14 protein-coding genes and 1 tRNA gene are annotated in these 14,618 nt (G+C 59.3%); 9 read left to right on the forward strand and 6 right to left on the reverse strand.

Annotated elements, in window-relative coordinates; genetic code table 11:
• Nucleotides 1–115 precede the first annotated feature (115 nt).
• The 4 genes from ACLBKR_RS00325 to ACLBKR_RS00340 all read left to right on the forward strand — a co-directional run bounded on the left by ACLBKR_RS00325 (nt 116) and on the right by ACLBKR_RS00340 (nt 3,306).
• Nucleotides 116–676 carry a sigma-70 family RNA polymerase sigma factor gene (locus ACLBKR_RS00325; RefSeq protein ID WP_113446944.1) on the forward strand — a complete coding sequence of 187 codons (561 nt, stop codon included), beginning with the start codon at nt 116–118 and terminating at the stop codon, nt 674–676.
• On the forward strand, nt 648–1,370 hold the full coding sequence (locus ACLBKR_RS00330) for an anti-sigma factor domain-containing protein (RefSeq protein WP_113446943.1): 723 nt from the start codon (nt 648–650) through the stop codon (nt 1,368–1,370). The genes ACLBKR_RS00325 and ACLBKR_RS00330 overlap by 29 nt, the downstream gene beginning before the upstream one ends.
• A 200-nt stretch (nt 1,371–1,570) precedes the next feature.
• Entirely contained in the window at nt 1,571–2,128 is a 558-nt protein-coding gene (locus ACLBKR_RS00335; protein ID WP_113446942.1) for a fasciclin domain-containing protein, read from the forward strand.
• Between the two features lie 452 nt (nt 2,129–2,580).
• Entirely contained in the window at nt 2,581–3,306 is a 726-nt protein-coding gene (locus ACLBKR_RS00340; RefSeq protein WP_113446940.1) for an anti-sigma factor domain-containing protein, read from the forward strand.
• A gap of 109 nt (nt 3,307–3,415) precedes the next feature.
• Here the strand turns inward: ACLBKR_RS00340 and yihA are convergent, their stop codons facing one another.
• The 4 genes from yihA to rpmH all read right to left on the reverse strand — a co-directional run bounded on the left by yihA (nt 3,416) and on the right by rpmH (nt 6,517).
• Nucleotides 3,416–4,066, reverse strand: a complete 651-nt coding sequence (yihA, locus tag ACLBKR_RS00345) for a ribosome biogenesis GTP-binding protein YihA/YsxC (RefSeq protein ID WP_112827732.1) — start codon at nt 4,064–4,066, stop codon at nt 3,416–3,418.
• Between the two features lie 89 nt (nt 4,067–4,155).
• Nucleotides 4,156–5,961, reverse strand: coding sequence for a membrane protein insertase YidC (gene yidC / locus ACLBKR_RS00350; protein ID WP_113338360.1), 1,806 nt, complete (start codon nt 5,959–5,961; stop codon nt 4,156–4,158).
• Nucleotides 5,961–6,350 carry a ribonuclease P protein component gene (gene rnpA / locus ACLBKR_RS00355; RefSeq protein ID WP_112827734.1) on the reverse strand — a complete coding sequence of 130 codons (390 nt, stop codon included), beginning with the start codon at nt 6,348–6,350 and terminating at the stop codon, nt 5,961–5,963. Before rnpA ends, yidC begins: the two co-directional genes overlap by 1 nt.
• Nucleotides 6,351–6,382: 32 nt before the next feature.
• The gene (gene rpmH / locus ACLBKR_RS00360; protein WP_112827735.1) at nt 6,383–6,517 is read right to left on the reverse strand and encodes a 50S ribosomal protein L34; all 135 of its coding nucleotides are present in this window, start codon (nt 6,515–6,517) and stop codon (nt 6,383–6,385) included.
• 441 nt (nt 6,518–6,958) lie between these two features.
• Between rpmH and ACLBKR_RS00365 the strand changes: the two genes are divergently transcribed.
• From ACLBKR_RS00365 to ACLBKR_RS00385, 5 genes are all read left to right on the forward strand, one after another.
• A complete protein-coding gene (locus ACLBKR_RS00365) occupies nt 6,959–8,983 on the forward strand; it encodes a methyl-accepting chemotaxis protein (RefSeq protein WP_113338359.1) in 2,025 nt (674 codons plus the stop codon).
• A 177-nt stretch (nt 8,984–9,160) separates the two neighbouring features.
• Nucleotides 9,161–10,645 (forward strand): sensor histidine kinase, encoded by a 1,485-nt coding sequence (locus ACLBKR_RS00370; protein WP_113486044.1) that lies wholly within the window; start codon nt 9,161–9,163, stop codon nt 10,643–10,645.
• 136 nt (nt 10,646–10,781) lie between these two features.
• Nucleotides 10,782–10,858 (forward strand) — tRNA-Arg (locus tag ACLBKR_RS00375).
• An 87-nt stretch (nt 10,859–10,945) separates the two neighbouring features.
• On the forward strand, nt 10,946–12,310 hold the full coding sequence (locus tag ACLBKR_RS00380; protein WP_414900209.1) for a tyrosine-type recombinase/integrase: 1,365 nt from the start codon (nt 10,946–10,948) through the stop codon (nt 12,308–12,310).
• Nucleotides 12,311–12,327: 17 nt separating this feature from the next.
• Nucleotides 12,328–12,780, forward strand: a complete 453-nt coding sequence (locus ACLBKR_RS00385; protein ID WP_414900211.1) for a hypothetical protein — start codon at nt 12,328–12,330, stop codon at nt 12,778–12,780.
• 157 nt (nt 12,781–12,937) lie between these two features.
• Here the strand turns inward: ACLBKR_RS00385 and ACLBKR_RS00390 are convergent, their stop codons facing one another.
• Both ACLBKR_RS00390 and ACLBKR_RS00395 read right to left on the reverse strand, forming a co-directional pair.
• Nucleotides 12,938–13,843 (reverse strand): reverse transcriptase family protein, encoded by a 906-nt coding sequence (locus ACLBKR_RS00390; RefSeq protein ID WP_414900213.1) that lies wholly within the window; start codon nt 13,841–13,843, stop codon nt 12,938–12,940.
• A 3-nt stretch (nt 13,844–13,846) separates the two neighbouring features.
• The gene (locus ACLBKR_RS00395; RefSeq protein ID WP_414900215.1) at nt 13,847–14,134 is read right to left on the reverse strand and encodes a helix-turn-helix transcriptional regulator; all 288 of its coding nucleotides are present in this window, start codon (nt 14,132–14,134) and stop codon (nt 13,847–13,849) included.
• Between the last annotated feature and the right edge of the window lie 484 nt (nt 14,135–14,618).

Genomic DNA, 14,618 nt, shown 5'->3' on the forward strand with positions numbered 1-14,618 from the left:
GGAAAAGATAAGCGAGGCGGATGATCCGCCTATGACCAGTGGGCGTAATCCCCAGCAGAACAGAAAAAAACTGCACCCGGGCGGGGGCTGTCTGGAGGAGAGGGCCTGAAAGCCGATGCCAAACGACGAGATCGCCGTATTGTTGAGCCGCGTGGCCCTTAAGGACCGCGCTGCCTTTTCCATACTCTATAGCCTTTCATCGCCGAAACTCTTTGCTATCTGCCTGCGTATATTGCGAGACAGGGCCGACGCCGAGGAGGCGTTGCAGGATATATTCGTGAAGGTCTGGCAGCGCGCCGAGACTTTCTCCTCGTCCGGCAATGGCGCCATGGGATGGCTGGCGGCGATCGCACGCTATCACTGCATCGATCGTCTGAGGGCCCGCCGCCCGACGACAGAGGAACTGGAAACTGTCCTCGAGCTTGCCGACAGGGCGGCGAACCCTGAACAGAGCGCAGTGTTGCGCTCGGAAGGAAAGCGGATTGACACCTGTCTGCAAGCATTGGATCCTGATTGCGCGAGCGCGGTGAGGCATGCCTATGTGGAGGGATTGTCCTATCAGGAGCTTGCGGATCGGTTCTCGGTGCCGCTGAACACGATGCGGACATGGCTACGTCGCAGCCTGTTGAAATTGAGAGAGTGCATGGATGACCACGCCAGACCAGAGCAAGGGTGACCGCTCGCGAGAAGAAGTCCTCGCTGGCGAATATGTGCTCGGCGTTCTCGGCGTCGAGGACCGCTTTAAGGTGGAGGAGCGGCTGCGCCACGATCGCACCTTCGCTGCCATCGTGCGCCGCTGGGAAGACAATCTTTCGCAGTTCAACGACGATTACGGTATGGAACTGCCGCCCGAGGCGCTGTTTGCCAGGATCGAGGGGCGATTGTTCAGGGAACCGCCGAAGAGCGCCTGGACCTCCGCCCTCGGGACCCTGTGGAACTCGCTCGCTCTTTGGCGTGGCCTTGCTTTCGCCGGCGTGGTTGTCGCGGCGGTTGTCGCCGGGACGGAAGCCGGTCTGTGGGACAGGCCCGCGGGTGGGCCTCCGTTGGTTGCCGAACTTGCTGGCAAGGATAGTGTCATCAGTCTGGTCGCGCGTTATGACAGCGGATCGGGCAGGCTACAGGTGACGCCGGTTGCGACCGGCGAGCGCCAGCAGAAATCGTTGGAGCTTTGGCTGATCGAGGGCGATATGGCACCCCGCTCACTCGGTGTCCTTCCACAGACGGGGGAGGGCGAGATCATCGTTCCTGACAGCCTCCGGGACCGTTTCGCCGAAGGAGTCGTGCTTGCTGTCAGCCTCGAGCCGTTTGGCGGCTCTCCGACCGGCCAGGCCACCGGTCCGGTCATTGCCCTCGGACCCGCCCATCTCTGATGGGCTCTTGCTGCGCGAAAACTCTCTTTTCGTTTCAGTGACTTGAGATTTTTTCCCGATCTTTTGGCTGCTCTCTGAAACTTTTTTCGCCGACCTCTCGTCCCTTGTTGTGTTCCCGATATCAGGATCGAAACAGCCGCCCGGATGGCAATTCTGCCGCCGAGGACGGATCGAGAACACAAGGACAGAGGAAAACCGAAATGTTCAAGACCACTCTTCGCCCGCTCACCCTTGCCGCCGCACTCGCAGTCGGTACCGTGGCCGCCCACGCCGAAAACCCCATGGTCGGCGGTGCTGCCATGTATGCAGACAAGAACATTGTCGAGAATGCCGCCAACTCCAAGGATCACACGACCCTGGTCGCCGCCGTGAAGGTTGCTGGCCTGGTCGAAACCCTGTCCGGCGCTGGCCCGTTCACGGTCTTTGCTCCGGTCAACGCCGCCTTCGATGCCCTGCCGGCAGGCACGGTCGATACGCTGCTGAAGCCTGAGAATAAGGAACAACTGACCAAGGTACTGACCTGCCATGTCGTGGCAGCCGAAGCCATGTCGTCCGCCGTTGCCAAGATGATCGCCGATGAGGGCGGCAGCCATGCGGTCAAGACCGTTGGCGGCTGCACGCTGAAGGCCAAGATGGACGGCGACAAGATCACCCTCACTGACGAAAACGGCGGCGTGGCGACTGTCACGATTGCCGACGTCAAGCAATCGAACGGCGTCATCCACGTGATCGACAAGGTCCTGTTGCCGAAGGCTTGAAGATCAAGCCGCTGGCCCCACCTCTGGCGGGGCCCCAGAAGGCCGGGCCCACTGCGTCAGGTGGCCTGGCCGATGGCCTTGAGGATTGCCGCGCGCAAATCCTCGAGGCCATTTCCTTTTTCCGAGGAGGTGGTGGCGACGAAAGGACAAGGTGGCAAGCCGTCATGGAATACCATCGTCGCTGGATCTCGGCCTTCCAGTGCAAGATCGATCCCGATGGGTAGTGGGGCTCTTATCGCCGGGTCCGTTCAATAAACCTCGATCCCCGTGGAACGAAAGCGGATTGACACTCGTATATAAGCGATAGATCCTGATGCTGTGTACGCGGGGAGGCGTGCCGATGAGGAGGAGCTCTCATATCCGGACCGATGGGACGGCGTGGCGTGCCGTAGGGGATGGTGTGCGCTCGTGGCTGCGTTGCAGCCTTTTGATCGTGGGGGAGGAGGGCATGCATGACGATACCGCACAAGAGCAAGGGTGATCGTTCGCGGGATGAGGTCCTCGCGGGCGAATATGTGCTCGGCGTCCTCGGGAGCAAGGAACGGCTGAATGTGGAGGAACGACTGCGCGGCGATCGCCTGTTTGCAGCCATGGTTCGCCGCTGGGAGGATAATCTCCTGCAACTCGATACGGTCGATGGCGCCGAGGTGCCGTCGGAAATGCTGCTCTCGAAGATGGAAGGCCTTCCGTGGCCCCCCCGCCGGCGCCGGGGTCCGGTGGCAGGCATTGTTTTTGCCTTCTGGTCTTCGCTTCCCTTCTGGCGTGGCATCGGGCTCGCCGCGCTTGGCACCTTCGCGCTTTATCTCTGTCTCGAGGCTGGCGCCGACATGCGCCCCGGCCCCGGTCAGCCCATGGCCCTTCGCTCGGTTGGCGGCGATGGGGCCATAAACCTGGTCGCCCATTATGACGATGTTTCGGGGCGCTTGCAGGTGACGCCAGCGGTGGTCGGCGGCGGCGGCAAGAAATCGCTCCAGCTATGGTTGGTCGGAGAAAAGGAGGAACCGCGCTCGCTCGGCGTTCTGCCGCAGACCGGAGAAAGCGAGATTGTCGTTCCCCCGGAATTGCGAAACCGGCTTCTCGAAGGAGCGAGCCTTGCCTTCAGTGCCGAGCCCCTTGGAGGCTCCTCCTCGGGCAAGGCGAGTGGACCCGTCATGGCTCTGGGCTTGGCGCATCCCTGAGATGTTCTAGGGCCTGCCGCGCAAAACTGTTCGGCTGTCCTGCGCGCGAAATTGCGTGACAACAGGGAAATAGGGCTTTGAATGCGCGTCCGTTCTTGCCGGGAATGCTCTAGCTGACGGTCTCTACGATTGCCGCGCGCAACTCTTCGAGACCGTTGCCCTTTTCGGATGAGGTGGCGAGGACGAAGGGGTATGCGGCCGGCCTCTTCCTGATCTTGTCGAGCGTTTCCGCGACAAGCCGCGGCACGCCGGCCTCCTTGATCTTGTCCGTCTTGGTCAGAACGATCTGGTAGGAAACCGCGGCCTTGTCGAGCAGGTCGAGGACTTCGTCGTCATTCTTCTTGAGGCCGTGACGGGCATCGATCAGCACATAGACGCGCTTGAGGGTCGCGCGGCCGCGCAGGTAATCGAAGACGAGCTTGGTCCATGCATCGACCTGTTCCTTCGGTGCCTGGGCATAGCCATAGCCGGGCATATCGACAAGAGCCATCGGCGGCAGGTCGCCTGCCTCGCCGGAATACCCGTCGGGAACGAAATAATTGAGTTCCTGGGTGCGGCCGGGCGTGTTCGAGGTGCGGGCAAGTCCCTTCTGCCCGGTCAGCGCATTGATGAGCGACGACTTGCCGACATTGGAGCGGCCGGCGAATGCGACCTCGAGCGGTCCTTCCGGCGGCAGGAACTTCATCGAGGGTACGCCGCGGATGAAGATCCACGGACGACCGAACAGGGGCTGTTCGCCGGCTGGCAATTTGGCTGTCATGGGCGTCGCCTCTCCCGGTGTGTTGATCGGTCCGTATACTCGCAAGATCCTTACAAAAAAAGCCCCGGACGAACCGGGGCTTTTCCGTCTTACTTGGTTTCGGCCGGTTTTCGTTTGAACATGCCCTTCAGATTGTCGAACAGCTCTACCTTGACGCCGTGGCGTTTCATGATGATCGCCTGCTGCAGGATCGAAAGCGTATTGTTCCAGGCCCAGTAGATGACGAGACCTGCGGGGAAGGTGCCGAGCATGAAGGTGAAGATCAGCGGCATCCAGTTGAACAGCATCGCCTGCGTCGGGTCCGGGGGCGTCGGGTTCATGCGCATTTGCAGGAACATGGTAATGCCCATGATGATCGGCCAGATGCCGAGATGCAGGAAGGTCGGCGCCTCGAACGGCAACAGGCCGAACAGGTTGACGAAGGTCGTCGGATCGGGAGCCGAAAGGTCCTGGATCCAGCCGAAGAACGGCGCATGCCGCATCTCGATGGTAACGTAGATCACCTTGTAGAGCGCGAAGAACACCGGGATCTGCAGGAGCACCGGCCAGCAACCGGCCACCGGATTGATCTTCTCGGTGCGGTAAAGCTCCATCATCGCCTGCTGCAGGCCCATCTTGTCGTCGCCGAACTTGGCCTTCAGCTCTTCCATCTTCGGCTGCACGCGCTTCATGTTGGCCATGGAGGCATACTGCTTGCTGGCGAGCGGGAAGAAGATCAGTTTGACCACGATCGTGGTCAGCAGGATCGCGACGCCGAAATTGCCCACCAGACGATAGAAATAATCCATCATCTTGAACATCGGCTTGGTGATGAAATAGAACCAGCCCCAGTCGATCATCAGATCGAATTTCGGGATAGCATAGGTCGCTTCATAGCTGTCGATGACCGGAACTTCCTTGGCCCCGGCAAAAACCAACTGCTTGACGCTCGCGCTCTGACCGGGAGCCACGGAAACCGCGGCGTTCTTGTAGTCGGCCTGGAAGCGGGGCTGCCCGTCGGTGAAATGCGAGAAGCGCGACTCGTAGCTCAGCGTTTGCTGCGGCACGAGGGCGGCCGCCCAGTACTTGTCGGTAATGCCGAGCCAGCCGCCGGTCGCGGCTTCGTTGGCGACGGCTTCCTTCTCGATGTTCGAATACTTGTCCTCGGTGAGGCCGTTGTCGGCGCCGATAACGCCGAGGAAGCCCTCATGCAGGACATACACGGAAGGCGTCGAGGGTTTGTTGTAGCGCGTTATGCGGCCATAAGGGGCGACGTCGAGGGCTGCCGCACCGGCATTGGTGATCGTGTCCTCGACCGTGAACATGTAGCGGTCGTCGACGGAAATCTTGCGCTGGAAGGTGAGGCCGGCCTCATTGGCGAAGGAAAGAGTAACTGGCGTCGTCTGGGTCAGCTTGTCGCCCTCGGCCAGCGTCCAGACAGTCGAGGGCCCCGGAGCAGCACCTGCGCCCGCGCCGGCGATGTAGCCGAGCTCGGCGAAATAACCGTCCTTGGTATCGGCCGGGTTGAAGAGTGTAATGATCGGGCTCGTAGGGTCCACGGTTTCGCGATATCCCTTGAGCTTCAGGTCGTCGAAACGGGCACCGGCGAGATTGATCGAGCCGGAAAGGGCGGGCGTATCGATGACCACCCGCGTCGATTTTGCGAGCGCTGCGTCACGATCGAGCCCCCCGGTGGCCGGCGCCGTGCTTCCCGGAAGCGTCCCGCTGACGGTGCCGGGTGTGGAGGCGGCGGTGTTCTGGTTTGCGGCGGGTGCGGTCTTGGCCTGTTCGGCGATCCGGGCCTGCTCTGCCTGGCGCTGCGCCTCGATCCTCGGATTCATGATGAAGAACTGCCATCCGAAGACGATCAGCACGGACAGAGCAATCGCGATGATGTAATTGCGGTTGTTTTGCATCATTCTTTCCTGGAATCGGTCGCGGAGGACCGAGCGTTTCTTGGTTTGGCCTTGATCCTGTCGGCCAATTGCGCGGCAAGCTGCTGGAAGGGGGCGTTCAACACGTCCCTCCGGGCGACAACCACATAGTCATGTCCGGGCTGCATTGCAAACGCTGCGTTCAGCCGCACGGCCTCCTTGAGGCGGCGGCGCATGCGATTCCGCTCGACGGCGTTTCCATGTTTCTTGGTGACGGTAAAGCCGACGCGGGCCTCGCTGTCGGGTGCCTTGCGATCGAGAACCTCGAGCAGGAACAGGCTTCCCCTGCGTTTCTCTCCTGCGCGGACCGCAAGGAACTGCGGCCGGCTTTTCAGCCGCCCGACAGATTTCTTGTCTTTGGGAGCAGTCATTCGCCCGGCTCTCTCAACGGGCCGGCCCGGCCTTAGGCCGAGAGACGCTTGCGACCGCGGGCGCGGCGGGCTGCGATGACCTTGCGGCCGCCGGTGGTGGCGATACGTGCACGGAAGCCGTGACGGCGCTTGCGGACAAGCTTGGAGGGTTGGTAGGTACGCTTCATTTATTTAATACCGCGGTGTGCGGCCCTTCTTGGGTTTGCATTGCTGCAAGAGCGTTGGATTGAGCGCACGGCAGACACCCGTCGGTATGGGCAGGTCGAGCCGAACGTGCGCGGCTTATAGGTGCGAAAGGCGCCTGAGTCAATTCCGGAGCCGTCTTCGCCTTGATTTGTAGGCCCTGCAAAAAATCGCAGTCATTTGTTAACTTTTCGGACCCGGCCGGTCGGGGGCGAGAATCTTGCTTTTCATCAATAATGGGCGGGATCGGTCCGCCGCGTGCATGAAGGTCTCATCGAGCGACGGATTTTGCGTCAATCATGCGCGTCGGAGAGGTGTAAAATCGAAAATTCCTCGCTGCAACAGTTCGTTAACGAGCATATTCTACTTTAGTAAAAATGTAGGGGTCTTCGCAGACGCCCGTCGAGGCCATCAGGGAGAGGTTCGTGAAGATTAGCGGCAAGGTTTATTCATTAGTTGGCATCCTGGGACTGGCGGCCATCGTCATAGCGGCGATGGGCATTTTCGTGACCGTTCAGTATGGAGCGAAATCCTACGAGCTCAAGACGGTTTCCGATCGTGCCTATCTGGGCGAACGTCTGAACCGCATGGTGACTGCGGTGGTCATGGAGGCACGCGGCATCTATGCTGCGCCGAATACTGAAAAGGCTGCCTCCTTCGGCAAGGGTCTCATGAAGAACCTGGACGAAATGGACAAGGTGATTGCCGAGTGGCAGCCGCTGGTGCCGGCAGCTCAGAGGGCGACCTTCGATGCAATGGTCAGCCGTGCCAAGGAATTCCGCACCTTCCGATCCGAGACGGTGCGTCTCGGCACCGAGGTTTCGCCCGCCGCCGCGAACGAACAGGGCAACAACGAAGCGAACCGCGCGAACCGCAAGGCCTTCCAGGCGGAAATCGATGCTGTGGTCAATGCCGACAAGACCGAACTGCAGGCATTGAGCAGCTCGCTTGCCTCCTTTCAGCAGCTGATGCTCATTCTGATCTCCGGTGTCACGTTTGTCGCTGTTGCCATTGGCGTCGGTTTCGGCATCCACATCGGCGTCAATCATCTGAGCCGCCCTATCCGCAATGTTACCGCTGCCATGAAGAGGGTGGCCGAGGGCGACTTCTCCGCTGAGGTACCCTATAACGGCCGGCCCGATGAAATCGGTGAAATGGCCGCAACCGTCGAGGTATTCAAGCAGAACGGCCTCGCTGTCCAGCGTCTGAACGCCCAGGAAGCCGCCATGCGGGCGAAGAGCGACGACCTGCAGTCCGGCATGTCCGTCGTGGTCGCTTCGGCCGCGGCCGGCGATTTCAGCAAACGCATCGAAAAGGACTATCAGGACGCAAATCTCAACCAGTTCGCGGCCAATATCAACGACCTCCTGTCCTCCGTCGACTCGGGCGTTTCCGAGACCCGTCGCGTCATTGCCAGCCTTGCATCCGGGGATCTCACCCAGTCGATGCGGGGCGAGTTCCGCGGCGCCTTCGCTGAACTCAAGACCAACGTCAACACGACCTTCGATCGCCTGCGCCAGACCATGATGGAGGTTCGCGGCAAGACCGATACGATCAACGGCAGCACCTATGAGCTGACGTCCGCGACCAATGATCTCGCCAAGCGTACCGAACAGCAGGCGGCGGCGCTCGAGGAGACTTCGGCGGCGCTCGACCAGATCACCGTCGTGGTCCGCGGTTCCAGCGAACGCGCCCAGGAAGCAAGCCGCATGGTAAGCGAGGCTAAGGAAAGCGCTGCCCAGTCCGCCATCGTCGTCAGCAACGCTGTCGAGGCCATGGGGCGCATCGAGCAGGCCTCGCGCGAGATCAGCCAGATCATCAACGTGATCGATGAGATTGCCTTCCAGACCAACCTTCTGGCGCTTAACGCCGGTGTCGAGGCCGCCCGCGCCGGCGAAGCCGGCAAGGGCTTTGCCGTCGTCGCCCAGGAAGTGCGCGAGCTTGCCCAGCGTTCCGCCAACGCGGCCAAAGACATCAAGGCGCTCATCACCAAATCCGGCCAGGAAGTTGCCGGCGGTGTTTCTCTCGTCCAGCGTACGGGCGAATCTCTCGCCGAGATCGAGACCCGGGTTCTGCAGATCAATGACCACATTCATTCGATCGCATCGGCGGCCAAGGAGCAGTCGACCGGCCTTGCCGAGGTTGCCACCGCCATGAATCAGATGGATCAGGTGACGCAACAGAATGCTGCGATGGTCGAGGAAACCTCTGCCGCCACGCACAAGCTCTCGGCCGAGGCCGACAACCTCGCGGCCCTGGTCGCCCGGTTCCGCACCGGCGAGGGGCATGCGCAGGCCTCGCCGGCGACGGTGGCCCGTGCCACGCAGCACAAGCCGGTATCGTCTCCGGCCCGCCAGATGGTCGGTACGGTTGCCAGGGCCTTCGGCGGCGGTCGCGCGGCGACGGCCAGGGCCCCAGTTCAGGAAAGCGAAAGCTGGGAAGAGTTCTGAGCGACACCCGATCGCTGCCCAGAGATATCGGCCCCGGACTATTCCGGGGCCTTTTCATTCGCCTTGGCTCCGATTTGCCGGTATTGGCCAAGTCCGGTTCGCTCGTTTATGATGGCAAGTCTGAATGAGCGATTTGCACCCGATGCGCCGCTGGAGGCGGCGGTCCGGAGATGTGGAATGTTGGAGCACGAAGGGGCCGAAACGAACGCGGAGGGCGGCGGCATCGCAGCGCGGCCGCGCTGGGTGCGGGGCCTTTCCGGCAAGCTGCTCTGGTTGACAGTCAGTTTCGTCATGCTTGCGGAGGTGCTGATCTTTGTGCCCTCGGTTGCCAACATGCGACTGCGCTGGCTGCAGGATCGCCTGAACACTGCGGCCGCGGCCGCCGTCGTGATCGATGGTCTCCAGCCGCTCGAACTTCCGCGCACCGTCCAGGACGATACCCTCCTCGCCACCGGTACGAAAGCGATCGTGCTGCGCAAGGAAGGCACCTCGCGGCTGCTCGTGGTCGATAACATGCCACCAGAGGTCGATGCCAAGTTCGACCTTGCCAGCGTGACGACCCTGCAATCGATCAGCGATGCACTCTATACACTTGCGCTGGGTGGCGATCGAATCGTGCGCGTCTACGGCCCGGTCGGAGACACCGGCACCGTCGTCGAGATGGTGATGCAGGAGAAAAGCCTGCGCAATGCGATGATCGCCTATGCTCGTAGCGTTTTCACCGTCTCGCTGCTGATTTCCGTATTCACGGCGCTTTTGATGTATCTCGCCATCAATCGCATGATGATCCGGCCGGTACGACAGCTGACGAACAGCATGCAGGCCTTCGCGGAACAGCCGGAGGATCCGACGCGTGTGCTGGTGCCGGCACCCGGCGATGATGAGGTCGCCATCGCCGGGCGTCACCTGTCGATGATGCAGCAGCAGTTGCAGAAGACGCTGAAGCAGCAGAAGAACCTTGCGGATCTCGGCCTCGCGGTCTCGAAGATCAATCACGACATGCGCAATATTCTCGCCTCGGCGCAATTGATGTCGGACCGGCTGGTCGATGTCGAGGACCCCATGGTGAAGAGCTTCGCGCCGAAGCTTCTGCGCACCATCGACCGTGCTGTCGGCTATACGAGCGAGGTTCTGGCTTACGGTCAGGCTTCGGAGGCCGCGCCGCGCCGCCGCCGCTTCCGTCTCGCTGAACTCAGCCAGGAAGTGCGGGATATCCTCGCGCTCGATTCCGACAGCGGCATTGAGTTTGTCGATCTCATTGGCCCCGACATCGAGGTCGACGCGGATAGCGAGCAGCTGTTTCGTGTGGTTCATAACATCTGCCGCAACGCGGTTCAGGCGCTGACGAACCATGGGGCCGATGATCCGGATTCCCTGCGTCGAATCACCGTTTCCGCCCAGCGCGTGGGCAGTGTCGTCGCGATTGCCATCGATGACACCGGTCCGGGCATGGCGCGCAAGGCGCGGGAAAACCTCTTCGCAGCCTTTCGCGGCTCCGCTCGTTCCGGCGGCACGGGGCTTGGTCTGGCTATTGCCCGTGAACTCGTGCTCGCTCATGGGGGAACGATTGCCCTTGTGGAAAAACCCGGGCCGGGGACGCTTTTCCGCATCGAAATCCCGGATCGCCCTGTGGCGCTTGACGATTGGCGAGTTCGGGCGTGATCGGGAAATTCCGCGATTTCAGCGGGCCGATCAGCTTGTTACAGCAAAATGACTATTTTTTCCGAAAGGCGCTTGCATTCCTGCGCGGCACGCTTTAGAGGATCGCCACGCAGCCGGTGACACACCGGTGAGGCAAGCACCCGTAGCTCAGCTGGATAGAGCACCAGACTACGAATCTGGGGGTCAGGAGTTCGAATCTCTTCGGGTGCGCCATTTCCTTCAAGAAAATCCTTAAATCCCAATAGTTTCAAGCCTTTCGCAATCTTTCCGGTCCACATTCGGGTCCACGGAAGGTACGCAATGGGGTTAACTTTGAAGCGTGTTATCAGAACCAAGGCGGGGACGTTTCACTACCGACGCAGGGTGCCGAAAGACGTTGCCGCGATCATCGGAAGGAATGAATTCAAGCGTCTCTTGGGCGAGACGGAACGCGAAGCCCTCAAAAATTACATGAAGGTCGATGCGCTTTATGAGCGGATGATCGAGGAAGCGAGAGGGCGGAGCGCCGGAGAAGCCCCGACGCCACTTGAGTTGCACCGCATGGCCGAACTAAGGGCCGCTGAACTGGCTGACATGAAGGTCTATGTCGGTGGCCGTGCGTTGACCGGAGCCGATCCCGAAGCCGCTGACGTGATTCGTGACAGCGCCCTGTCGCGGTGTGTCGCTGATCCTGTGGAGCGTCAGGCGGTCAATCTGGTGGCGAACGGGGGGACCCTTCCCCGGCCTATTCCGACTGTCGAGGACGCGAAGCGGCTCTATCTCAAAGAAAAGGTCAAGGGCGATATAAACGAGAGCAAGCGGACGCTCCGGCTTGAACGTGTCATGGACATTCTGGCCCACTCTGTCGAGGCCAGTAGGCCGCTCGACAAGCTGACCCGCGAAGATGCCCGTGAGGTCCGGGACCATATGCTCCGCGATCTCGACATGAAGCCCGGAACCGTGAAGCGGTATATCGCTGACATTCGCTCAATGGTGAACCTCGGCCTTCGGGAAAACGACATGAGCAATGTCGGCAACCCGTTCAATGGTCTTCCGATCAAGATGGAAACGCTTGCGGTGGATGAGCGGCACCCGATCCCGGAGGACATGCTTCCGGCGATCAATGGCACCATATCAACCCACGCGGGGGCCGATCTGTGGCAACTATGGCGGATGCTTGAGGGAACCGGATGCCGGTTGGCGGAGGTTGCCGCGCTGCTGGTCGAGGACGTGAAGCTAGACGCCCCGATCCCCTTCCTAGACGTAGGCTTCCGGGAGCATCGTCGGGTCAAGAACCAAGGGTCGGCGCGGCGGGTGCCGTTGATAGGCGATGCCCTGAACGCCGCCAGAGAAGCCGTAGAGGCTGCGGGCGGAGGCCCCTATCTCTTTGTCCAATATGCCGGTGTCCTGAAAACCAAGGGTGGCAGGGGCAAAGGGAAAAAGGACGCCACCCACGCCTCTAACGCGCTCATGAAGCATATCCGCAAGGTGACGGCTGATCCTAAGATCACCGTCCATTCCCTGCGGCATACGATGGAAGACCGGCTGATCCGGGCAGGGGTCGAGGAGTTTGACCGCAATCTCGTTCTAGGTCATTCCAAGGGCGGCATGAGTGAGCGGTATGGTGGCCCGGATGCGCGGCTAGAAGCGGCGGCGAAGGCCGTGAGGGCGGCTCTCGGGATATAGAAAATTCGGAGGAACAAATGCTGCTTAATGGACAAATCCCACACGACTTGGAAGCATACGTCCAATCTCAAGCGGTGTCGTTTGATGACGTTATGCAGGTGGAACGTGCGCTGCCCCTGACCGTTGTTGAAGCCTATGCCGTGGAAGACATGATAGCCTCGTTATGGCTGAAACGGGGGAAACGGACATTTCTATCCTCATTCGCCCTTGAGTTTTTCCCGCATAGTCCAGACGAGAGGCGTGAATACCTCGGATTGGCGTTGGCGGGCGGGTGGGTCCCTGTATATAGCGCGGACGCCCGTGTTGAGTTTCGCATTGTCAAAACGTTCCAAGGTACGGGCTTTTTCGGAAGAGAAAAGGCATTTTATAGGCTTTATCGTTCAATGTCTTCCGGGAGATTTGCCTTCATCAGCGAACACAAGTCTATGTCGGGTGCCATGCAACGGCTGAACGCGGAGCTATATGGATAATCTATTCTTGATGATGATCGGAACAAAAGACCCTACACCCAGAATGCTTAATGAATAGGCATCTTTGATCGTCGGGCCGAATGCCGATTTCTCGACAATGAACCGTGTCCAGTTTTAGGCGACAACTTTGTAGTAAAAACAGACAATAATTAAGGGACTAGGATGCGGTTCCGCTCGGGGTCCTCTTGCGCTGGTCGGCGGCAGCGATTTGACCAATCTGCGCCAAGCGGCCCCTTAGCTGTCTTTCGAGCATCGCTTTATGAGTAACGGAAGTCGTTCGCGCAATTTCATCGCGGACTTTAGTAATCTTCACATGTTGCCGATTCGGCGCTGCAATGCCACTTCTCCGTAGAATGACTCCCGTGATCTCTACGGGTTTATCGCGAATGGACCGTTCTTTATTCTTTACGTACCGATGGCCGTGGCGAAATAAGGTCTTTTTGATTTGCCATATTTGAGCTTCTGGAACTGAAACGCCGGAAATCGTTAAATCATCGGCATAAACGCTTAGCTTACACTGGCAGTCTTCTACCAACTTGGAAATCTCGTTCCACATATCGACGTAGCAAAGATAAGCGAGAATGGGACTGCACGGGCTTCCCTGCGGCAATGCGCCCCTAAAGGTCACGATATTCGCCAAAATGGCGGCAACGTCTGGCGAGCATTCCATTCGCGTTCGGAAGAACCATATAGCTTTCTTTGCGGTGCAGCTTGGGAAAAAGTCTTCTATATCGAGCAGCCGGACTGACCTTGCGCCGATATGAAACGCCGCATTGTCCGCATAGGATCGCCCCGACACGGGCGCAAACAAATAATTCGGGGGAGTAACCCGACTTAACAAGTCAGCGATCCGAGATTGGACCTGCTTAAGCGGAGCGATGGGCGCACTTATTTTCCGCACACCACCAGATTTCTTAGGTTTGGTGAACTCGAAATAACGCTGGTCGCCATCAGTAAGCGTTCGCAATTTGTCAAGAGACACATACAGCAGACTTGCGAGCTTCGCCTTCGATCTAAGTCTGAAAAAGGGGCTGTCGCGAAGCGAGTATGTGCGCTGGTCCATCAATTAAGTCCGAGCTTCTACGAATTGAAGAAACTGCAAAACTTTTCCGGCTATTGCGCCCTTCACTTTTGAAGCTTTGTTTGGGCTCCCAAGGTTTTCGGAAAAGAAAAGGATTGATGACGCAGGTATTCCGAACTGCGAAGCATATTTCTCGATTAGTTCGATTGTCGGAGTTTTCTTGCCACTCTCAATTTCAGATAGATATGATTTCGATATTTCCAGCCGCTCGGCAAGCTCCTGCTGTTTAAGATCGTGATAGATGCGGATGAGCCGCAACGCTTCTGATAACATGATACGGTCCTTTCCTATCGGGATATATTGGAAGCGACTTAGCTATCGGGATCACCAGTGAGCCAATTCCAGAAGCGCCAGAGGCGATACAGGAAAATCATCACTCGAAAAGTCCATTTCAGCAGAGAAGCGTTGCGAACCCATTTGGGAAAGACCCACTTCCTTTTCAGTCGCTGTCGTCGTTCATTAGTTTCTAAGACCATGTTGGTCTCCTTTCTGTCGCCCTCCCCACGGGATTGTGGTTCGGGGTCATCTCGACAGATCGGCGCGGAACACGACGACTTAACCAATATACCAAGAGACCCAAGGTCATCCTGGGTCTCGCTTCGCCCGCCATCGTCCTCCGGAGGGTCCGGGGCCGTGGGCCGGATAAGCAGTAGAGGGCTTCCCCTCCGCGAACTCCAAAGAGTTCAAGGTGTGATGAACTTACTTCCGCTACAACTAACGCGAACGGATATACAATGGCTCTCGGAGAATGTCAACG

The sequence above is a fragment of the Paenirhizobium cremeum genome (genome assembly GCF_047553425.1).
In the GTDB taxonomy this organism is placed as follows: domain Bacteria; phylum Pseudomonadota; class Alphaproteobacteria; order Rhizobiales; family Rhizobiaceae; genus Allorhizobium; species Allorhizobium cremeum.